Origin of the sequence: Acidovorax sp. 100 (assembly GCF_003688355.1) — a bacterium.
Classification (GTDB): domain Bacteria; phylum Pseudomonadota; class Gammaproteobacteria; order Burkholderiales; family Burkholderiaceae_C; genus Acidovorax; species Acidovorax delafieldii.
Genome location: NZ_REFD01000001.1, coordinates 4,823,070 through 4,844,066, shown reverse-complemented (window position 1 = coordinate 4,844,066; position 20,997 = coordinate 4,823,070). Strand labels below are relative to the sequence as shown.

General features: G+C 59.1%; 19 protein-coding genes and 2 tRNA genes. 10 read left to right on the top strand and 11 right to left on the bottom strand.

Going from position 1 to position 20,997, the window contains the following annotated elements; translation table 11 throughout:
* Position 1: 1 nt before the first annotated feature.
* The 3 genes from ispE to C8C96_RS22145 form a co-directional block, all read right to left on the bottom strand.
* A complete protein-coding gene (ispE, locus tag C8C96_RS22155; RefSeq protein WP_121943662.1) occupies positions 2-859 on the bottom strand; it encodes a 4-(cytidine 5'-diphospho)-2-C-methyl-D-erythritol kinase in 858 nt (285 codons plus the stop codon).
* A 70-nt stretch (positions 860-929) separates the two neighbouring features.
* Positions 930-1,346, bottom strand: coding sequence for a lipoprotein insertase outer membrane protein LolB (locus C8C96_RS22150; RefSeq protein WP_233584294.1), 417 nt, complete (start codon positions 1,344-1,346; stop codon positions 930-932).
* 110 nt (positions 1,347-1,456) lie between these two features.
* Positions 1,457-3,235 (bottom strand): tetratricopeptide repeat protein, encoded by a 1,779-nt coding sequence (locus tag C8C96_RS22145; protein ID WP_121943660.1) that lies wholly within the window; start codon positions 3,233-3,235, stop codon positions 1,457-1,459.
* A gap of 29 nt (positions 3,236-3,264) precedes the next feature.
* Between C8C96_RS22145 and mutM the strand changes: the two genes are divergently transcribed.
* The 3 genes from mutM (at position 3,265) to mutY (ending at position 7,211) form a co-directional block, all read left to right on the top strand.
* The gene (mutM, locus tag C8C96_RS22140; protein WP_121943659.1) at positions 3,265-4,080 is read left to right on the top strand and encodes a bifunctional DNA-formamidopyrimidine glycosylase/DNA-(apurinic or apyrimidinic site) lyase; all 816 of its coding nucleotides are present in this window, start codon (positions 3,265-3,267) and stop codon (positions 4,078-4,080) included.
* Positions 4,081-4,182: 102 nt separating this feature from the next.
* Entirely contained in the window at positions 4,183-6,144 is a 1,962-nt protein-coding gene (locus tag C8C96_RS22135) for a dynamin family protein (protein WP_121943658.1), read from the top strand.
* A complete protein-coding gene (gene mutY / locus C8C96_RS22130; protein ID WP_121943657.1) occupies positions 6,141-7,211 on the top strand; it encodes an A/G-specific adenine glycosylase in 1,071 nt (356 codons plus the stop codon). The genes C8C96_RS22135 and mutY overlap by 4 nt, the downstream gene beginning before the upstream one ends.
* 110 nt (positions 7,212-7,321) lie before the next feature.
* Here mutY and rapZ read toward each other — a convergent pair whose 3' ends face one another.
* From rapZ to C8C96_RS22100, 4 genes are all read right to left on the bottom strand, one after another.
* A complete protein-coding gene (gene rapZ, locus C8C96_RS22125) occupies positions 7,322-8,185 on the bottom strand; it encodes an RNase adapter RapZ (protein WP_056060499.1) in 864 nt (287 codons plus the stop codon).
* On the bottom strand, positions 8,185-9,894 hold the full coding sequence (gene recN / locus C8C96_RS22120; protein WP_121944144.1) for a DNA repair protein RecN: 1,710 nt from the start codon (positions 9,892-9,894) through the stop codon (positions 8,185-8,187). The genes rapZ and recN overlap by 1 nt, the downstream gene beginning before the upstream one ends.
* A gap of 2 nt (positions 9,895-9,896) precedes the next feature.
* Positions 9,897-10,793, bottom strand: a complete 897-nt coding sequence (locus C8C96_RS22115) for an NAD kinase (RefSeq protein WP_056060503.1) — start codon at positions 10,791-10,793, stop codon at positions 9,897-9,899.
* Between the two features lie 1,187 nt (positions 10,794-11,980).
* Positions 11,981-12,613, bottom strand: coding sequence for a DUF2625 domain-containing protein (locus tag C8C96_RS22100; RefSeq protein ID WP_121943656.1), 633 nt, complete (start codon positions 12,611-12,613; stop codon positions 11,981-11,983).
* A 396-nt stretch (positions 12,614-13,009) separates the two neighbouring features.
* Here C8C96_RS22100 and C8C96_RS24900 point away from each other — a divergent pair, with 396 nt between their 5' ends.
* The 3 genes from C8C96_RS24900 to C8C96_RS22085 all read left to right on the top strand — a co-directional run bounded on the left by C8C96_RS24900 (position 13,010) and on the right by C8C96_RS22085 (position 14,844).
* On the top strand, positions 13,010-13,549 hold the full coding sequence (locus tag C8C96_RS24900; protein ID WP_158605783.1) for a hypothetical protein: 540 nt from the start codon (positions 13,010-13,012) through the stop codon (positions 13,547-13,549).
* Between the two features lie 364 nt (positions 13,550-13,913).
* Positions 13,914-14,360 carry a hypothetical protein gene (locus C8C96_RS24705; protein ID WP_147455704.1) on the top strand — a complete coding sequence of 149 codons (447 nt, stop codon included), beginning with the start codon at positions 13,914-13,916 and terminating at the stop codon, positions 14,358-14,360.
* A gap of 148 nt (positions 14,361-14,508) precedes the next feature.
* On the top strand, positions 14,509-14,844 hold the full coding sequence (locus C8C96_RS22085) for a hypothetical protein (RefSeq protein ID WP_199737509.1): 336 nt from the start codon (positions 14,509-14,511) through the stop codon (positions 14,842-14,844).
* 123 nt (positions 14,845-14,967) lie between these two features.
* Here the strand turns inward: C8C96_RS22085 and C8C96_RS24700 are convergent, their stop codons facing one another.
* Positions 14,968-15,312 (bottom strand): hypothetical protein, encoded by a 345-nt coding sequence (locus C8C96_RS24700; RefSeq protein WP_147455703.1) that lies wholly within the window; start codon positions 15,310-15,312, stop codon positions 14,968-14,970.
* Between the two features lie 316 nt (positions 15,313-15,628).
* Here C8C96_RS24700 and hrcA point away from each other — a divergent pair, with 316 nt between their 5' ends.
* The 4 genes from hrcA to greB all read left to right on the top strand — a co-directional run bounded on the left by hrcA (position 15,629) and on the right by greB (position 17,688).
* Entirely contained in the window at positions 15,629-16,633 is a 1,005-nt protein-coding gene (hrcA, locus tag C8C96_RS22080) for a heat-inducible transcriptional repressor HrcA (RefSeq protein WP_056060538.1), read from the top strand.
* A gap of 50 nt (positions 16,634-16,683) precedes the next feature.
* Positions 16,684-16,760: transfer RNA gene (locus tag C8C96_RS22075), tRNA-Ile, on the top strand.
* A gap of 205 nt (positions 16,761-16,965) precedes the next feature.
* Positions 16,966-17,042, top strand: a tRNA-Arg gene (locus C8C96_RS22070).
* 79 nt (positions 17,043-17,121) lie between these two features.
* Positions 17,122-17,688, top strand: coding sequence for a transcription elongation factor GreB (greB, locus tag C8C96_RS22065; RefSeq protein WP_121943654.1), 567 nt, complete (start codon positions 17,122-17,124; stop codon positions 17,686-17,688).
* A 71-nt stretch (positions 17,689-17,759) separates the two neighbouring features.
* Here greB and C8C96_RS22060 read toward each other — a convergent pair whose 3' ends face one another.
* The 3 genes from C8C96_RS22060 to gmk all read right to left on the bottom strand — a co-directional run bounded on the left by C8C96_RS22060 (position 17,760) and on the right by gmk (position 20,977).
* Positions 17,760-20,039, bottom strand: coding sequence for a bifunctional (p)ppGpp synthetase/guanosine-3',5'-bis(diphosphate) 3'-pyrophosphohydrolase (locus C8C96_RS22060; RefSeq protein ID WP_056060542.1), 2,280 nt, complete (start codon positions 20,037-20,039; stop codon positions 17,760-17,762).
* Positions 20,040-20,136: 97 nt separating this feature from the next.
* Positions 20,137-20,340 (bottom strand): DNA-directed RNA polymerase subunit omega, encoded by a 204-nt coding sequence (gene rpoZ, locus C8C96_RS22055; protein WP_005794722.1) that lies wholly within the window; start codon positions 20,338-20,340, stop codon positions 20,137-20,139.
* 16 nt (positions 20,341-20,356) lie between these two features.
* Positions 20,357-20,977, bottom strand: coding sequence for a guanylate kinase (gmk, locus tag C8C96_RS22050; protein ID WP_121943653.1), 621 nt, complete (start codon positions 20,975-20,977; stop codon positions 20,357-20,359).
* Positions 20,978-20,997: the final 20 nt, after the last annotated feature.

Below are 20,997 nucleotides of genomic sequence, written 5' to 3'. Positions count from 1 at the left end.
CTTAAATTTCTCCTGATGCCCAACCTGCCAGAGGATGAATCATCAGATTTTCACATGCCTTCACTTGCCAGCCCTCGGGGGCTCCACTCAAGTCAACTGCGTGTGACATTTGCGCAAACACCGCACTGCCTGAGCCTGTCATTCTGCCTTTGAGGCCGCGATCTTTGAGCCATTCAATGGCTTGCAAAACATCGGGGCAAAGAGCCTGAGCAACTGGCTGCAAGTCGTTTCGACCGAAGTCAAAGTGTGCTGCAGCAAAGCCTAAGATTGTAGCACTATCTGAATCGCGTTTCAAACTTGGTGACGAAAAAATTTCTTTTGTCTCCAAACCTGCTGCGGGCTTCACGATCACAAAGCTCGCTTGCGGTAGCTGGTGCACTTTCTCAAGCGGCGTGATTGTCTCACCAATTCCCTCCACCCAAGCGTTGTGGCCGCATAAAAAAAACGGGACATCAGCGCCCAGCTGCAAACCGATCTTTGCCAATGCGTGTCTTGGCAGGTTCAGCCCCCACAGCCGGTTCAATGCCAGCAGCGTGGCGGCGGCATCTGAAGAGCCGCCTCCCATGCCTGCCTGTGCCGGCACGCGTTTCAGAACGCCAATGTGAGCGCCCTCGCTGCAGCCCGTTGCAGCCTGCAGTGCATGTGCAGCGCGGACCGAGAGGTCCACTTCGGGCAGCGCTGTGGACAGGTCTTCCCGCGAAATCAATCCATCCGTGCGGCGTTGGAAGTGCAGGGTGTCGCACCAGTCCACAAGCATGAACACGGACTGCAGCAGGTGATAGCCGTCAGCACGCCGTCCGGTGATGTGCAAAAAAAGATTGAGCTTGGCCGGGGCTGGCACGTCATACAAGGCTTGCATGGGGCGAAAGAGTGGGGAGCGAGGTTTTGCTGTGCGAACGGCTCTGCTGGCCGCAGCAGTTTGCAGGCCGTCAGGGAGTCAGCGCAATGCGCAGCGTGGCGGTAGGCTGCGGGTCGCTACGGCGTGCCGTCAGCCGCCCGTCTGCAATGCCGGTGAGGTCTGCTTGCCACCCCGTCGCGCTGGCCTGGGTGCCCTTGAGCCAGCTGAACAAAGCGGTCACGGGAATGCGAGTGCCGGTCACGTCCTGGAGCAGCGCGTCCAGGGAATCAGAGGTACGGGTGTCCTGACCGCTAAGCAGCTGCGCGTGACCATCTTTCCAGTCGAGTTGCGCAATGCGATTGCCGAAGGGGCTGAGCAAAACGAGTCCACCCGCCTGGGCGGTGCCGCGCAGCTCGAACATGGCAGAAAAAGACTGCGAGGCCTGCCCGTCGATCTGCAGGGCAATGCGCCCACTCCAGCTGTCTTCATCCATGGGGGCTGTGGCCATTGGCTGCGCACAACCTGCGAGCCACAGCGCCCACAACACCAGCCACCATGCCCACCGAGGGGGAGGAGTCCGTAGCCGACTGTTTGAAGTGGCGCTGAAAAGGCCTCGCATCAGAGGGAGGCCCCGAGGCGTTTCAGGGTCTCTTTGAGGGTGTCATTGTCAGGACTGGCACGCTGACCTTCTTTCCAGACGCGTGTTGCACCGTCCCTGTCGCCCATGCTCCAGAGCACCTCACCCAGATGTGCAGCAATCTCCACATCGGGCCGTGCCTTGAAGGCTACTTCGAGGTGTTTGCGGGCGTCTGCCTTGTTGCCCAGGCGAAACTCCACCCAGCCAAGGCTGTCCATGATGAAGGGATCGTTGGGGGCGAATTCCAATGCCTTCAGTATGAGCTGTTTGGCCTCGGCCAGCCGCACTCCACGGTCTGCGAGCGAATAGCCAAGGGCGTTGTAGGCGTGGTGGTACTCTGGCTGGCGTGCGATCACCTGACGCAACAGCTTCTCCATCGTGTCTGGCTGGCCCGCCTTTTCGGCCAGCATGGCCTGGTCGTAGACCAGTTCGGCGTCGTCCGGGGCCAGGGCCACCAGTTCGACTTGTACCTTGTAGGCTTCCTGGTACAGGCGCTGGTCGCGTAATAGCTGCACTTCGGCCATCAGCTTCATGCGTTGGCTGTCTGCTGAATTGCCTGGCAGGTTGCGCAACAAGGCCCGCGCCTGGGCGAGCTTGCCCTGGCGTGCCAGCAATGATGCGCGGCGCGTCTGCGCACCAAAGACTTCCTCTGCATTGTCGATCCGTGCGAGCCAGGCTTCTGCGCCTGCAAAGTCTTTCTTTTTCTCGGCAATCTGCGCGTGCAGTAGGTACGCTTGCGTGAGGCTCTTTCGCCGCAGGTCGGTGTCATCAGATGCAGATGCCAGTTCCATGAACCGTTGCAGCGATGCCTCTGCGGCAGGCAGGCGGTTGTCCTGGTACTGCAAGGTGGCGGCCACCAACCACGCCTCTGCCAGGTCAGGCTTTTCCTTGGTGACCGTCTCCAGCTGGCGACTAGCCTCGGGGTAGCGCTGAAGGCCCAGCAATACCCTAGCGTACGCCATGCGCAGGTCCGGGATGGGTTGTCTGGACAGCGTTTGCATCACGATGGGCTCTGCGTCCAGCAGGCCTTCGTCCATCAGCTCCAGCGCCAGCCGGGCCGCGCTTTCGCTGGCATTGTCCAGGCCCTGGGCCCTGCGTGCTGCGTCCAGCGCACCGGCCTTGTCGCCCGCTGCAAGTCTTAAGCGGCCCAGCGACACCCAGGCCTCGGGTCCGGTGGCAGGGTTGGTGAGTTCATTGACCAGGGCCTGTTCCACCACCTTGGCGGCCAGCGCTTTGTCACTTGCGCGTCCATACAGTTGTGGCAAAGATGCCAGCGTTGACGCCTTGGTCCTAGGAGAGGCTTGTGCAAGTTCCTGGCGCAGCAATTCTGGTGTTTCTGCGATGCGGTTCAATGCGATCAGGATCTGCAGCACATACTGATTGGCCTCGCGCGACTGGGGCAGGGCTTCCTTCCAGGCTCGGGCTGCAGCCAGGGCGTATTCGCCTGATCGTGATTGCAAGGCAATGTCAGCAGCCCTTTGGTAGAGCTGCCCGTCAGCGCTTCGGCGCGCAGCCTCCAGCATGAACGCGTAGCCTGCACCTGGGTCCCCAGTTCGTGCACTGATCTCGCCCAGAAAGATTTCGTAGAACAGCTCTGCGTCCAACGCGGGGTTGGATTCTACCGGTGGGGGCTCGCTCGGGGGGCGGCTTTCACCGGCGGGCTTTTGGGCCCAAGCTGAGTGGGCGGACGCCGCAATCACGGTGACCAAGGCGACGGTACGAAAGCTGTGGGATAACACCATCGGGCCATAATAATCCATGCCTGTTAAGCCGTTGCCCGGTTGTTTGTATGCCTGAGTTGCCTGAAGTGGAAGTGACGCGGCGCAGTTTTGCTACCGCGATCGCTGGAGCCCGGATCGAGGCTGTGATGATGGGCAAGCCCCTGCGGTGGCCTCTGGGTTGTGACCCGCAGTTGCTGGGAGGCCAACAAGTGGTCGGATTGCGCCGGCGGGGCAAGTATCTGTTGCTCGATATGAACCAAGGCGTTCTGCTTCTGCATTTGGGGATGTCGGGTAGCCTGCGTTTTGCTTCAGACATGCCAGAAGCGGGGGGGCATGACCACTTTGACCTTGTCACCGACCGGGGCACGCTGCGCCTGCATGACCCGCGACGATTTGGCGCGGTGGTCTATGCGCCATCAGAGAACTCGCCGGTAGCCGCCAAATTGCTGGGCGGCTTAGGTATGGAGCCCTTGTCTGAGGAGTTTCTACTTCCGACTTTTCAGGCAGGACTCAAGAAAAGCCGGATGCCTATCAAACAGTTGCTTCTGGCGGGGCGCGTGGTCGTGGGGGTCGGGAATATCTACGCCTCTGAGGTGCTTTTTTTGTCTGGCATCCGTCCTACTACCGTTGCATCACGCATTGGTCCGGCACGAGTACATAAGCTGCATCAGGCCATTCGCTCGGTGCTGGCCCGCGCTGTGGAGATGGGCGGTAGCACGCTGCGCGATTTTTCGAATGCCGAAGGAATGGCTGGCCACTTTCAGACGGCCGCGAACGTGTATGGCCGCGATGGTCAGCCTTGCCATGTATGCGGTACAGCCATCGAGCTGATTCGCCAGGGACAGAGAAGCACTTACTTCTGCCGCCAGTGCCAGCGCCCATAGATGCTGCCTTCCGATGGACGGTTTGTGACAGCTGGCGGACGGTCGATGCTATATTTTGTATATACCTGCCTCGCGGGCCATCCATAGATCTCTGGGAGCAAAGTGGGACCTTCATTCAACGAACAGTTTGACCAGCATGGCGTCTGGCGACGGGAGTTCGCCCAGCAGCTCAAGCGGCTGGCCGATTGGATGGCCACGCACGACCTGATGGATGCAGCAGTGCAAGAGCGCCTGCAGCGGCTGGAAGAGCAGGTACGCAGCGACAAGGTCATGGTGGCGTTTGTGGCGGAGTTTTCGCGTGGAAAATCCGAACTGATCAACGCGATCTTTTTTGCTGACTATGGTCGCCGCATCATGCCTGCCAGTGCGGGCCGCACGACCATGTGTCCCACCGAACTGGGGTATGACGCCAATGTTGCACCCAGCTTGCGGCTATTGCCCATTGAGACTCGACTTCAGATGCAGAGCCTGGCGGAGTGGCGGGTCAAGACCGACCGTTGGCAGGAAATCCCGCTGGATGTTGGCAACGCCGACCAGATTGCCAAAGCACTGGAAAAAGTGGCCGAGGTTCGCAAGGTCAGTTTGGACAATGCGCGTGCGCTGGGTTTCTGGCATGACGATCTGACAGATGAAAACCCTGTGCCTGATGCGCAGGGCTTGGTAGAGGTGCCCATGTGGCGCCACGCCATCATCAATATCCCCCATCCGCTCCTGAAGCAGGGTTTGGTGATTCTGGATACGCCTGGCCTGAACGCAGTGGGTGCAGAGCCCGAGCTGACGGTCAACCTCATCCCCCAGGCGCATGCAGTGGTGTTCATCCTGAGTGCCGACACCGGGGTGACGCGCTCTGACCTGTCGATCTGGCGCGAGCACCTGGCCATCTCGCCCGAGAGCATGGAAGCGCGTTTGGTGGTGCTGAACAAGATCGACACCCTCTGGGATACGCTCAACACCGCCGAGCAGGTCCAGGCGCAGATGGAGCGCCAGTGCGCGACTTCCGCCGAGATGCTCGGCGTGTCTCTGGACCGTGTGGTGCCTGTGTCTGCGCAAAAAGGCTTGGTGGCCAAGATCACTGCGGACGACGTTTTACTGGAAACCAGTGGACTGCCAGCGTTGGAAGAGGCCCTTGCCAAAGGCATCATGGGCAGACGTCAGTCCATACTGCGCGCCGCGGTAGCGGCAGGGGTGGCGAGCCTGCGTACGGAAACGTCGCGGGTCATCAATATTCGACGCCGCGACCTCGATGACCAAATGGCCGAGTTGCGCAGTCTGCGGGGTAAGAACGCATCGGTGATCGAATCCATGCGCCATCGCATTGAGCAGGAGCAGCGTGAGTTTGATCTCAGCACTGCCAAGATCCAGGCGGTGCGTGCGGTTCACCTCAAGTTGCTGCGAGACGTTTTTCAGCAGTTGGGCGCCAAGGCGCTCAAAGCAGAGCTGGCCGAGCTGGCCCAGACATTGCAGCAAAAGGGGCTCAAGCTGGGCGTGAAGAAAATATACGTCCAGACCTTTGACAAACTGCGCGGCACCTTGGACAAGGCGCAAGCCTCTGGTACCGAGATTCAGGCCATGCTCAGCGGGACCTTCAGGCAGCTCAATGCAGAGTTCGGTTTTTCTTTGCAGGTGCCCACGCCGCCGCAGCTTGAACACTTTGCGCAAGACCTGCACCAGATCGAGCAGAGTCATTTGCAGTACCTGGGTATGGGCAATGCTCTCAAGTTGGCGCAACCCGAGTTTGCGGAGCGCCTGGTGCGCGCGCTGGCCATGCGTTTGCGCACGGTGTACGAGTCAGCGGCCAATGATCTGGAACTGTGGAGCAAATCAGCCACTGCGCAATTGGACGCACAGCTGCGAGAACGGCGTCGCAGCTTTGCTCGCCGCATGGAGGCCGTAGACCGCATCCAACAGGCTGCCAGCGGCTTGGTGGAGCGCATCTCGGAGATCGAGGCTGGCGAGGAGGAACTCGACCAGTTAGAGAACAAGTTGCATGAGCTGACTTCCAGGTTGGTGGCTCTGCCAGGGGCTGCACCGGCATTGACTGACGCGCATCCGGTTTCCGCATGAGTGCTGAATCCCGGGAGGGTGTGGCCGCGCGGGTAGTCGCTTGGCAAGCTGTACATGGGCGCAACCATCTGCCCTGGCAACAGACCCGCGATCCATACCGGGTTTGGTTGTCGGAGATCATGTTGCAGCAGACTCAGGTCACCACTGTGCTGGACTACTACGCCCGCTTTCTGGGCCGATTTCCTGATGTGAGCGCCCTGGCGGCAGCCCCTCAAGATGAGGTCCTGGGCTTGTGGAGTGGTTTGGGCTACTACAGTCGTGCACGCAATCTCCATCGCTGCGCTCAGCAGATCATGACCGACCATGGTGGCGCCTTCCCGCGAAAGGCGTCGCTATTGGCGTCTTTGCCGGGCATTGGGCGTTCAACCGCAGGCGCTATTGCCGCGTTTTGTTTTTCAGAGCGCGTGCCCATTCTGGATGCCAACGTGCGGCGGGTGCTGACGCGTCTGCTGGGCTTTGGCCAAGATCTGGCTTCTGCCAAAAACGAACGCCTTCTGTGGGAGCATGCCGATGCGCTGTTGCCAGTGCGCGATCTTGATGTGGCGATGCCCCGTTACACCCAGGGCCTGATGGACTTGGGGGCGTCCCTGTGCACACCCCGCTCTCCAAAATGCTCCGATTGCCCTTTGATGGGCGATTGCGCAGCTTTCAAGGAGGGGGGGCCTGAACGCTATCCCGTCAGAACCCGCAAACTGTCACGCCGGGCTGAATCCTGGCAATTGGTGATCCTGCGCGATGGCGAGGGGCGCATCTGGCTGCAACGCCGCCCACCCACTGGGATCTGGGCGGGAATGCACTGCGTGCCCGTGTTCGCTGACCTGGAGTCGCGGGATATTTTTGTGAGTGCTTTGGGTAGCGATGGGCAGTATGCGCAGCAAGAGTTGCAGCCATTTGTGCATGTCCTCACGCACCGGGACTTGCATCTTCACCCCTTGGTGATACAGACCGACGGAATGGTGCCTACCGTGGAGGGCGGAGAGTGGCTGGGGCCAGATCAGTGGTCCTTGGTGGGGTTGCCGGCGCCCATTCGTAAGTTGCTGGACACTACGCAATCTTCGCTATGGTGAATTCAAACGGGAGCGCTCTCTCAGTCGCGGAGGTCTCGCTTCGTTGGCGCCAAGCTCCACAACTTGTTCCCCAGAGGTTGGCTCCAAGAGCTCGCTTGTGAAGGCAATGGTCAGCGCCCATCCAGTTCACGATGCCGCTTCAATGCAGTCCATCGGTCGCTGAAGGCTTGCGCCAGTTTCTCCACCAGATAGACAGAGCGGTGTTGTCCACCGGTGCAGCCGATGGCTACGGTGACGTAGCTTCGGTGATTGCGATCCAGCATGTCCAGCCAGTGTGCTAGAAATTTTTCAATGTGGGCTCGCATCAGGTCTACCTCGGGTTGCAGGTCCAGAAAGTCAGCCACCGGCTGATCCAGTCCTGTGAGGTCCCGGAGCGCGATCTCATAGTGTGGGTTGGGCAGCATGCGCACGTCGAAGACGTAGTCGGCATCCATGGGAATACCGCGTTTGAAAGCAAATGACTGGAAAACCAAGGTCAATTGCCCTTGCGCCGTGGACATCAGGCCTTTGACATAACTTTGCAACTGGGAGGCGCGGATGGTGCTGGTGTCGATCACGTGTGACTGTTCGCGCAGTTCAGCCAGCAGCTCACGCTCCAGCTCAATGATCTGAACTAAGGCCCTGCGTCCTTGCTGGAGGTCGTCGTGCGACAGGGGATGGCGGCGGCGCGTCTCGGAGAAACGCCGCACCAGAGTATCAATCGTGGCATCCAGAAAAAGGGATTTGACGGCCACGCCCTGACTGCGCAAACGGCTCAACTCTTGAGGCACTTGATGCAAGGACGTTGCGCTGCGGACATCCACTGCAATGGCTACGCGGTTGCCATGGTGTTTGTGTTCGAGCGCTACGAAGGCTGGCAGTAGCTCCGGCGGCAGGTTGTCTACGCAGTAGTAGCCAGCATCTTCCAGTGCGTGCAAGGCGACGGATTTTCCAGATCCCGACATGCCCGTGATGACAACAATTTCAAGGGCCATCAGCGTTTCCTAGCGGCGTTAGAGGAGGGAGCGGGTGGGGTAGGCGCCGCGACCAACTCCGGTGTCGCAGTGCCCAGCATTTCGCGCGCGTGCGCCAGCGTGGTCTCGGTAGCGCGCTCCCCACCCAACATGCGGGCGATTTCTGCCACACGCTCGTCTTGCTGCACAACCAGCACGGAGCTGGTTGTGCCTTGAGCGCTTTTGTTTTTTGCCACCTTGAGGTGGTGATGCGCACATGCTGCTACTTGGGGCAGGTGAGTTACTGCCAGCACTTGGCGGTCGCGTCCCAGCTGCTGCATCAAACGTCCCACGGTTTCGGCGACTGCGCCACCCACGCCGGAGTCCACCTCGTCAAAAATGAGTGTGGGGGCGGAGCCTAGTTCACTGGTTGTGACTGCGATCGCCAGCGAAATGCGGGACAACTCCCCGCCGGAGGCGACTTTGCCGACGGCCTTGGGGGTCATGCCAGGGTGTCCCGCCACCAAAAAAACGACATCATCGATCCCGTCGGGAGAGGGCTCCGACGCCTTCGTCACTGACACCTCGAATTTGCCGCCCTCCATCCCAAGACCTTGCATGGCCTGAGAGATGGACACGGAGAGCTTTGGTGCTGCTTTGGCGCGAGCCAGAGACAGTGCGCGCGCCGCCGCATGGTACGCCTTGGCGCTGGCGGATTCGTTGGCTTGCAGCTTTTCCAGATCGGTGGCGGCATCAAGCTGGCGCATGGATGCTTTCCAGTCCTTGAGCAGAGCGGGTAGTTCTGCAGGAGGGCGTTTGTACCTGCGAGCCAGTCCCATCCACAAGGACATGCGTTCGTCCAGTTCTGCCAAACGTTGGGGGTCAATGTCCGCATGGCGTAAATAGGTGTGCAGAGAATGCACCACGTCGGTCGTCTGCGCCAGACTCGACGCCAGGATATCGGCCAGATTGGCGAACTCTGGCTCAATGTGTTCTTGCGCCTGAAGCAGCGAATGTGCGTGGGTCAGTGCGGAAACGGCTCCCGCGTCGTCTTCTTGCAAAGCTTGAAGCGCTCCATGGGCCCCATCCAGCAACGCCTGCGCGTGCGATAGGCGCTTGTGTTGCGCGTCAAGATCCTCCCACTCCAGGTCGCCTGGCGCGAGCTTGTCCACTTCGCTGATTTGCCACTGCAGGCGCTCGCGCTCTTGCTGAAGCGTTGCCTGTGCTGCGCGTGCCTGCTGCAATGCCTTGAGGTCAGCGCGCCATTGCGTCCAACGTGATGCTGTATCGCCGGTATTCACACCGGCAAAAGCGTCCAGCAAGCCGCGCACCGACTCTGGGCGGGTCAGGCTTTGCCATGCGTGCTGACCATGTATGTCGAGAAGCATCTCGCCCAAGGCACGTAACTGTGAAGCTGTCGCTGGTGTCCCATTGATCCAACCGCGGCTCTTGCCCTGTGTGTCGACGGTACGGCGCAGTAGCAGCCAGTCATCGGTTTCAAACCCGGCTTCTTCCAGCCATGGGCGGGCATGGGCAGGGCATTCGAATTCCGCGCAAATGTCGGTCTTGCTGCATCCTTCCCGTACTACCCCGGCATCCGCGCGTGCTCCCAGTGCCAGTTGCAATGCGTCAATCAAGATGGACTTGCCCGCCCCGGTTTCACCAGTCAACACGGTAAAGCCGCTGCGCAAGTCAAGTTCCAGCGTTTGAACGATCACAAAATCCCGCAGGGTTATCCGCCGCAGTGCCATGGTCATGAGCCCCCTTCGTTCCAGCGCAGCTTCTTGCGCAAAGTCGCGAAGTAGTTCCAGCCTTGAGGGTGTAGAAATCGCACGCGGTGCTCAGAGCGTTTTACGAGGATGCGGTCGCCATGCAGCAAGGACGCAAGGGATTGCATGTCAAAGTTCGCGCTGACATCGCGCCCGCTCACCACTTCGACAGCCACTTCAGTCGCATCGGAGAGCACGATAGGGCGGTTGGACAGCGTATGTGGCGCTATAGGAACCAACACCCAGCCCGGGATGGATGGGTGAAGCATGGGGCCGCCCGCAGACAACGAATATGCGGTCGATCCGGTGGGGGAGGCAATGATGAGGCCGTCGGCCCTTTGATTGGCCACAAACTGCCCACCAACTTCGACACGCAATTCCACCATGCCCGATGTCGCGCCACGGTTGACCACCACATCGTTCATGGCCAAGGCTTCGAACACCACACGTTCATCGCGAACGACTGTTGCGTGCATTAAAGGCCGCTGGTCTTCTTCGTAGGCACCTCGCAGCATCGGTGGCAATGTGGTCTGATAGGTGTCGAAGGGAATGTCGGTGATGAAGCCGAGCCGGCCCTGATTGATGCCGATCAGCGGCGTTCCAAAACGCGCCAAGCGTCGGCCAATGCCGAGCATCGTTCCATCTCCCCCCACCACCAGCCCCAAATCGCACCGTGCACCGATCTGGTCTACATTCAAGGAAGGGTAGTGTGTCAATCCGGTATTGCTGGCGGTCTCCGCTTCCAGCACCACCTCACATCCCTGGCGCTCCAAGAAATGCGCAATATCCTCCAAAGCCCGGCGAGAGCCATCACCGGGGGCGCCTGCAGCTGAAGTCTGGTACTTGCCTATAAGTGCGACATGGCGGAAATTGGACGTCATCGCGAAATTACATCATTAAAAGATGGCCGCCGAGTGCATGGGGCAGAATTCGGCCAGAAGCGGGCATCGGTAAATGGAGGTGGCAACAATGGCGAGCCAGGATCTAAGGTCTTCTTGGGCAACCACGTCTCGACACCTGATTGCAAGTAAGGGTCACCTTCCGTCTCCACTACCCAATGAGGCGTTAGACGCTCTTCAGCAGATGGATGAGTTCCTAAATCACAACAAACTCGAGTTGGCGCTGGAAGAAGCTGAGTTCCTTGGCAACCTTTGCCATTCCCCTCCAGCTTTTTGGGCGGAACTCCGGCGGGCGGCAGAAAACATGGGATTGAGCGAAGCATCATCACGTTTTGCAGCTCGCCTGTAATCAGACCTCGCATCCACAAACTAGGCAAGGACAGCACAGGGCCCAGAGCAGTTGGTCAGTGCACAGCCACAAAGCCGTCGTTCGACGATGAACGACTCCATGGCGTGGCCCAGCCCCATGCGCAAAGCTATAGTGTTTGGAACAAATTCGCTCTCGGACCAAATCCAGCAACCGTGTGGCGCGCAACACAGGAGGGGCGGCGGGTTTCATGGCTGAATTTAGTAGTGCTTTTTCATGCAGCTCACGTGCCACAAAGCTAGGTTACAAGCCCCTTGCGGCGTTTTCTGCGTGCCAGTTTAGACCGCAAGCGCCAGATATGGCCTGCGGCTTGGTGCGGTCTACATTACGTTAGGTGGCACATGGCCAGATTCGCTGTCTTCGCAGGATCAGTTCTGGTTGGCCATTCGGCGCTGGAGTTGGGCGACGCGCCAATCGGTGTCGCATTCGGAGTCTTCGAGCCGTTGGAGGCCTACTCCTCCATTCAACCGGAGTGCGCATCCAATCATGTAGATCAGTCCGAACTGAGTCTGGGGTTTCAATACCTTGCCAGGGTGTGAGCATCCTCGACTACTCTGGCGAAGTTGAGGAGCCGTATGCTGAGGTCAGTGTGTTGGGAATTCCGTACCCTCTGTACGGTCAGTTGTTCCCCGAGCATGTGGCCGCCTACGACCGTCAATTCAGGTGAGCGTTGTCAATGCCACCTAACCTGTCATTCCAGCCGACCGCCTTCGGCGGCGGCTGAATTCAAACGTTGAATGTCTGCTTCTTTAACCCACCACCGACTGCTACTGGCCGCATCCTGCCACACCGAACTACTTTCTCACTGCCCCGGTGCGGTGTTGAAGGCGTATTGCTCGTCCACAGGGACCGGCCGTCTAAAACTGGTCTGCGCCGACCCCTGCTCACTCCATAAGAATGGGTAGAAGTTCAAGCACTGGTCCCCAGGTAGATTACCGACGTCTTCCTCCCAGCCAGGCCATCGCATTTCAGCATAAAAGGTGTGGAGCTGTTTGGTGAATGCCCACTGTGTGAATGCAGCATGGCCGACCCCCAAGTTTTCCCATTCCAGCGTGTCAGGCGCAAGGTAGTACACCGAACCGAGGTCGTCACCGAATGCTCCGCCGTTGAGCGCGAAAAAACCACCAACAGCATCGTCAGCCACAAGACAAAACCCGTTAGACCTCCCGGTGTTCCACATCGCTATGTTGCGGGTTAGCTTTGGATGCCCAGAGCCAAGCATTCTGAGCCATCCGCCGTCCACTAGGATGCCACCCGTCCCATAGGCGATAGCCCCCAGGACCGACCGAGTGGTCACTTGCAACTCAACGAGGACATCACCGCAGTTCGAGGAAGGAGGCAGTATCTCGACCGAGAGTTCGGCATTTGCAGCCCACTCCGTAATCAAGGGCAAAGCTGGCTCGACGACTTCCACAAGTTCATCTACTAAACGCAATTTTCACCCCTCGATGTCAGGTCCTGGCGCGAACTTCCGCCCTACAGGCGAACGTCCGGTTCTGGCCGAATTCTGCCCCACGGCGAGCGTCGTTGGCGGGCCCCTAGCAGACTGTGGGTGTAACCTCTCTGTCAACGGGTGGCCAAAATGTGCCGCTGGAGGTGTGCCTTGTCTGGCGAAGATGCGGCCCACACCGTCGCGCGTTGGCGCTCCTGCTGGTACGACCAGCCCAATCTGGCGGCTATGCTAGGCGTGCCGCTTAGCAGCTTTCGTGACCATCCCCGCCGCCTCGGAGGCCGGGGCCTAGGCCGCAGTGCCAAAACACGATTACAAAAGTAAAAGATGGCTGCCGAGTGCGTGGGGCAGAATTCGGCCAGAACCGGACATAGACGTCATATGGAATTTTTGAGTGCTCCCAGAATTCTCCCTGGACTACCTGGAGTGGGCAATTTCCCGCGCCAATTCAGTGCGACTGGACAAGGTAAGCATCGCGAGGGTCTGGTCGTAGAGTTTTGCGCGGACGAAAACCGCTGCTGGGTTGGAAATTTCCAGCCAGGACTCACGAAGTTTTCAGCCGTCTTCGCGGATGGAAGGGGACTTGAAGCAAATGTGCTTGCTGGCGGCCAAGGTTACAGGGTGAACACGGTGACCGGGGAGCTACTTGAAGAGTTCGGGGGTGACATTGAGTCTGCGCTGGAAGTGCCGAGCACTGGATGTCTGCTGCTTTGTAGTCCCACAGACTTCGAACTTCGACAAAGGGGAGGGGGCGTCGTTTGGCGCTCGCGCCGCATCTCTTGGGATGGCTTCCGCGATCTATCCCTTCATGACGATGAGTTGAGAGGCGAAGCGTGGATGTTCGACGACACATGGCACCCGTTTACCATTTTTCTTGCAACTGGTGCAGTTGAAGGTGGCTCGTACTACGAAGCGCAGTAGGTGGAAGAAAGATGAGCGTTTGGGACTGGCGCAGGCGTCTGCTTAGGGCCCAGAGCAGTCCGTCAGTCCACAGCCACAGAGCCGTCGCTCGACGATGAACGACTCCATGGAGTGGCCCAGCCGCATGCGCAAAGCTATAGTATTTGGAACGAATTCGCTCACGGACCAAATCCAGCAACCGTGTGGCGCGCAACACAGGAGGGGCGGCGGGTTTCATGGCTGAATTTAGTAATGCTTTTTCATGCAGCTCACGCGCCACAAAGCTAGGCTACAAGCCCCTTACGGCGTTCTCTGCGTGCCAGTTTAGACCGCAAGCGCCAGATATGGCCTGCGGCTTGGTGCGGTCTACATTACGTTAGAGCTCATGGACAGCAACACTCTCGTGGGACTGCGACTGGACGCTGTGTGGTTGTCCCGAACACAGCCGCACCCTGCGTGGGTTGATGCAAGCACGCCTGAGATTCAGGGCCTGTTCGTTAACCTGGTCTGCGCTGAAAAACAGGTAATCCATGTCGTCGCGTGTGAGGTTGAAGATCCGGGCAAGTACCCGGCTCTTGGCCTTGAAATTCACGAAGTCGGCGACCCAGCAGATCGTGGTCGCTGGTATGAAGATACGCTTGTACGAGCGGAAATCCTTGCTGAACTTGCTCCGTATCTGCCGGCCACAATTGCGCAAGTGCGGCTCTGGGACGCCTTGGGTGAAGGTCCTGATTCAGCACTGTGCATCTTCTTGGACAACGGAGTAACGTTGACGGTCAGAAACATCTTGCCGCCGATGATTGTTGGTGTTGAGATTTCCGAGACTTCGTAATCAAGTGTGATAAGAGCTCTAACCCGTTGGTCAACCGGACACGCTGCGGCTGGCCGCGCCGGGCTGCCACTTCATTCTTCGCCCGGCCCGGCCAGCCACAGCGCGCCGGTTACCGCCATCGTTAGACGCCTTAACGTTGAGGTACTTTGTGTCGTCGTCAAAGGAAGTCACGCTGCCGTTCACGCGAGAGGCAGCTCTGCAAGTTCTGGAGTGGGGCGCAGAGCCGGACTCATCGCCTCATTCGCACAAGCAAATCGCCGAGTGGTGCGATCGCTTTTGGTGTCAGTACATCGACGCGGACGCACCGCCTGAAATCGAAAAGCTCTTGCCTGTCCTCACCGACGTTGAAACACAGTGGGATCTCTACCTTGCAAACACATACTCGCTTGAGGAGTTGCGCAGCCGCTCCTTCGAAGGAGTCGTTCTTCCGCCCGAGTGGTTCAAGCAATGGTTGCGTACAGCGCAGGCCGGAGAAGGCCGTTGAGCAGAGCGTCTAACCCCTCCATCGAGCGGACAACCTCTGGCGTGCTTCGCACACTTGCGTTCGCCGCTCATGTCGAACGTTGAGCGCCCGCTTTCACCTGCCACCACCGACTGCTCTTGGCCGCTATCGAACCTGGGCGGCGTGCCTCTTGACGAACAATTTCGCATCGGCCAAGGTTGCGGGGTACCGCACGAGTAGTCCGCTGGGCTGCTCTCGGATGGATTGAAAGCGGAACCCCTGGCTGACCAGATACTCGACCTTGCGCCACTGGTCAACGTCGGTCATCTTGGGTGCTGAGAACTTGCGATTGAGCATCACCATGGGTCCTTGACACTGCGGGCAGAGTCGAGGGAGCACTCGCATTGGCTTTTTGAAGGACTTACGACACGAGAAGCAGACGTGCGGGAACAGGTACTGCTGTTCTTGGCGCGGCTTGGCAAAGTACGAATGGTGTCTGAACTTCTTCATGGTTCTGGTCCGGGTCCGGAGGGCCGCTTTTGGCCGAATTCTGCCCCACGGCGAGCGTCGTTGGCGGGCCCCTAGCAGACTGTGGGTGTAACCTCTCTGTCAACGGGAGGCCAAAATGTGCCGCTGGAGGTGTGCCTTGTCTGGCGAAGATGCGGTCCAGACCGTCGCGCGTTGGCGCTCCTGCTGGTACGACCAGCCCAATCTGGCGGCTATGCTAGGCGTGCCGCTTAGCAGCTTTCGTGACCAACCCCACCGCCTCGGAGGCTGGGGCCTAGGCCGCAGGGCCAGAACACGATTACAAAAGTAAAATCATTCCATGCTCGATGACCGTGCCAAGTTGTTGCTCAAAGCCCTGGTCGAGCGTTACATCGCTGATGGGCAGCCCGTAGGGTCGCGTACCCTTTCCCGCGCGTCCGGGTTGGATTTGTCGCCTGCCACGATACGAAACGTGATGGCGGACCTGGAAGAGCTGGGGCTGATTGCGAGTCCCCATACCTCCGCTGGCCGTATTCCCACAGCGCGTGGATACCGATTGTTTGTGGACACGATGCTCACGGTGCAGCGGGAGTCTGTCATGCCGCCCCAGCTGGCACCTGAACAGCCACAAAAAGTCATCGCCAACGCTGCGCAGCTGTTGTCCAACCTCTCCCAGTTCGTTGGAGTGGTGATGGCACCTCGGCGTACCTCGGTATTTCGCCACATAGAGTTTCTTCGACTCTCCGAAAAGCGCTTTCTCGTGATCATCGTGTCGCCGGAAGGTGACGTACAGAATCGCGTGATCTTCACCGAGGTGGATCACTCTCAGTCGCAACTGGTAGAAGCCTCCAACTTTCTGAATGCCCACTACGCCGGACTCGCAATGGAGCAGGTGCGAGAACGTTTGAAGTCCGAGGTCGATGTGCTGCGCGGAGAGATCGCATCGCTTATGCAGGCGGCAGTCAACGTAGGCTCAGAGGCACTGTCCGAGGCGCAGGACGAGGTGGTGATTTCTGGAGAGCGCAACCTGCTGTCCGTCAGTGATTTCTCCAGCGACATGGGCAACCTGCGCAGGGCATTTGACTTGTTTGAGCAGAAGACACAAATCCTTCGCCTTCTGGACATCTCAAGCCAAGCGGAAGGGGTGCGCATCTACATCGGTGGCGAGAGCCAGGTTGTGCCCTTTGAAGAGCTTTCGATCGTCAGCTCCCCCTATGAGGTTGATGGCAAGGTGGTGGGGACTTTGGGCGTGATTGGTCCTACGCGCATGCCATACGACCGCATGATCCAGATTGTGGACATCACCTCCAAGCTGGTGTCCAACGCGCTCAGCCACCGCAAGTAAGCCCCTACAATACGGCGCTTGCCCCGTTGTATAGCGCTGGAGCATGGCTGGGGGCGTTAGCTCAGTTGGTTAGAGCAGAGGACTCATAATCCTTTGGTCGTTGGTTCAAGTCCAACACGCCCTACCACCCGCGCTCGTAAGGTGGATGTATCAGCAAACGATGTGTTTTGTGATCCAAATCGCTCAGTTTGTTTTTGGAACCTTCATCGTGCATTACAATCTTGGCTTGTGTTGAATTGACTGTCTGCTTGCGTAGCCTGATTCAGGAAAGCAATCAGAAAAAAAGCAAATTTCAAGGGTCGCCAAGAAATCATGCTATAATTCAAAGCTTAGCGGCTGTAGCTCAGCTGGATAGAGTACTTGGCTACGAACCAAGGGGTCGTGGGTTCGATTCCTGCCAGCCGCACCAATGTTTAAAGCCTGCAATCGTGAGATTGCAGGCTTTTTCATTTGTCCAGGCGCTTTGCGCTGATTGGAGAGTTCTGGCAATGAGCAAGGCTTTTACCAAGGAAACCGACAGTGCTGACGATGACGAAGGATTGGCACTACCTCCTTTGCCACCGGGCGGCAAAAACTACATCACCCCGTCTGGGTATGCGCGTCTAAGGGCGGAGCTGTTGGATCTCATCGACAACGAGCGGCCCAAGATCGTGGATGTGGTGCACTGGGCTGCCAGCAATGGAGACCGGTCTGAAAACGGCGACTACCTCTACGGCAAGAAGCGTCTGCGCGAAATTGATCGGCGCATCCGTTTTTTGACCAAGCGGCTGGAGATTGCCGAAGTGGTGGATCCCAGTTTGCATGCTGGCAGTGAGCAGGTCTTCTTTGGGGCTACCGTCACCTACTCGGACGACGAGGATGGTGAGCGCACGATCACCATCATGGGCATCGACGAGGCCGACAGCCGTATGGGTCAGGTCAGTTGGATTTCACCTGTGGCCCGGGCGCTGCTGAAGGCGCGCGTTGGGGACGAGGTGCAGTTACCCACGCCGGGCGGAGTGCGCCATTTGGAGGTGGTGGAGGTGCAGTACCCGCCTCGTAGTGTTGCTACGTAACCCGTTCGCATACAGACGCCGAGCTGCGCGTCTGTTGTATCGACCTCAGGGCTTGGTGCCGTGCTGAGGTGTCAGGGTTGTGGAGTAATCCTGGCTGCACGCAGCACGGCCTGTGTGCGGCGCAGGTTGCGCAATGCCAGCTCGAGATGGGCCTGATCGCGAACCGCCACGATGAATCGCAGATCCGTGGTGTCCAAGGCTGCCTCATCGTCCATGTCCACGTGGGTGATGTCGGCCTCTGAATTGGCAAGCTCCGCTGCCACGCGTGCCAACACCCCCTTGCCGTTGTTCACGGTAACGACCACGCCCGTTTCGAACATTCGGGTGGGCTCGTCCGACCAGTCCACGGCAATGAAGCGTTCGCTGTCTTTATGCTGCAGACGTTTGGCGACACTGCAATGTGCGTTGTGCACGACCAGTCCCTCACCGCGGCCCAGATAACCGACGATGCTGTCGCCCGGCACGGGACGGCAGCAGGTGGCATATTGCACAGAGGCATTCTCGCTGCCATCCAGCGTGACGGCCCCTTGCGACAGGGTTTCGTGAGATGTGTAGCGCTCACGAGTCATAAGCAGAGCATCCGGACGGTGGCCATGCTCCGACATCAGCACCATCAACCGTTTGGCGACGATGCTGGCAATGCGTTTGCCCAGGCCCAGATCGGTCATCAGCTCGCTGCGCGTGCGATTGCCGGTGAAGCGCAGCAGCTTGTCCCACAGCGGTTGGGTCTCAGCGCTGACGGGGGGCAGTTGTTCGAGGCCTTCCGCTCGGATGGCTTGGGTCAACAGTTTTTCACCCAGCCCTTCGGACTCGGTTTGGGCCAAGGTTTTGAGGTAATGGCGGATCTTGGACCGTGCCCGGCCCGTGCGCACAAAACCAAGCCACGCTGGGTTGGGTGTGGAAACGGGGTCGGTGATGATCTCCACCACATCCCCGTTCTTGAGTTCGGTGCGCAGCGGAACCTGCTCGTTATTGATCTTGGCGGCGGTCGTCCGGTCACCCACATTGCTGTGAATGGCATAGGCAAAGTCCACCACCGTGGCGCCGCGCGGCAACGCCATGATCTGGCTTTTGGGTGTGAAGACGTAGACCGCATCGGGAAACAGGTCCACCTTGACGTGATCCCAGAACTCCGCCGCATCCCGCGTTTCGTTCTGTATGTCCAGCAAGGACTGCAGCCACTTGGTGCCAAGGCGCTCGGCTGCCGTACCTTCCCCGTCCTGGGCCTTGTACAGCCAGTGTGCTGCCACGCCGGCTTCGGCAATCACGTGCATCTCATCGGTGCGCATCTGGAACTCGATGTTCACGCCCGAGGGGCCCACCAGGGTGGTGTGCAGAGACTGATAGCCGTTGAGTTTGGCAATGGCAATATGGTCCTTGAACTTTCCAGGTACCGGCTTGTACATCTGGTGCAGTACACCCAAGGCGGTGTAGCAATCGGTCACAGTCGGCACGATGACTCGAAAGCCGTAGATGTCCGTCACCTGGGCAAAGCTCAGGTGCTTGAGGTCCATCTTTTGATAGATGGCATAGAGCGTTTTCTCGCGACCAGCCAAGCGCACCTTCATGCCGATCTTGGAAAAGGCAGCATCCACTTCGGCCTGCACTTTCTGAACCAGATCGCGCCGGCGGTTGCGGGATTTGTTGACGGCCTTGGCCAAGGTCGCATAGCGCCAGGGGTGCAGGTGTCGGAAGGCCAGGTCCTGCAGTTCACGATAGGTCTGATTCAGGCCCAGGCGGTGGGCAATGGGGGCGTAAATTTCCAGCGTCTCGGACGAGATGCGACCCCATTTGCTGCGCGGCATGTCCGACAGCGTGCGCATGTTGTGCGTGCGGTCGGCCAGCTTGATGAGGATGACGCGCACATCACGCGCCATGGCCAGCAGCATTTTGCGAAACGACTCGGCCTGATTTTCTTCGCGAGTGTTGAACTGCAGTTTGTCCAGTTTGGTAAGGCCATCCACCAGTTCGGCCACCGGGGCGCCAAACCGGTCGATCAGGTCGGCCTTGGTCACGCCGCAGTCTTCCATGGCGTCGTGCAGCAGCGCGGCCATCAGCGCCTGGGCATCGAGCTTCCACGCCGCGCACTGCGCAGCCACTGCAATAGGGTGGGTGATGTAGGGCTCACCGCTGTTGCGCAGCTGCCCCAGGTGGGCTTCGTCGGCAAAACGGTACGCCTGGCGCACCTGCTCGATGCTGACGGCGTCCAGGTAGTCCAGGCTATCGGTCAGTGCTGCGAAGCTGGCCGCAGCCGCATTGGCGGCCGCAGCGGCTGCCGATAGATTGCCTGCCGGAGATGGGTCACCCGGGCGGGGCTGCGTTGCAGAAGGTGAATTGAGCACCGCGTTCATGCCTTAAATGTAGCGCGGGACTGCGCCAGAGGACTTTCGGGCAAAAAAAAGCACCGCTGGCGCGGTGCTTTTGGGTGGGCATTGCCCAGCAGAACGTTCAACCGGGAACCTTCTTGAGCATCTCCAGACCCACTTTGCCTTCGGCGATTTCACGCAGGGCAGTCACGGCGGGCTTATTGCGGCTTTCGATGCGTGGAGCATGGCCTTGGCTGAGCATGCGGGCGCGGTACGTGGCGGCCAGTACGAGCTGGAAGCGGTTGGGGATCTTTTCCAGACAGTCTTCTACGGTGATGCGTGCCATCGTTTACTCCGGGGATTCAGGTGATATTGAGCGACTGGAAGGTGTCAGCACGGGCGCGGCGCTGAGCGGCGTACTTGAGTCGCTGGGCGTGAACTACGGCTTTCAGGTCGAAAAGCGCGCGCTCAAACAACTCGTTAATTATAACGAAGTCGAATTTGCTGACCTGGGCCATCTCGATGGCAGCATTTTTGAGGCGTACCTCGATGACATCCGCAGAGTCTTCGCCCCGCCGCTCCAGCCGCGATCGCAGTTCTTCCCAGCTGGGCGGGAGGATGAAAACCAGCACCGCATTGGTAAATGCCTGCTTGATCTGCAGTGCGCCCTGGAAATCGATTTCCAGAATCACATCTGAGCCCTGGGCAATGCGCTCTTCGATGGCTTTCTTGGAGGTGCCATAGCGATTGCCGTGCACATGGGCCCATTCGACAAACGCGTTGCCTTGCACCATGGCATCGAACTCGGACTCCGACGCGAAGAAGTATTCGCGGCCATGCTTTTCCTGGCCGCGGGGCGCACGGGTGGTGTGCGAGATGGAGGGGTGGACATGCGAGTCCAGCTCCAGCAAGGCCTTGACCAAGCTGGACTTGCCGGCACCACTGGGTGCTGCCACGACGATGAGATTTCCTGGATAGTCCATGGTTGATGTGCGCCAGGCGC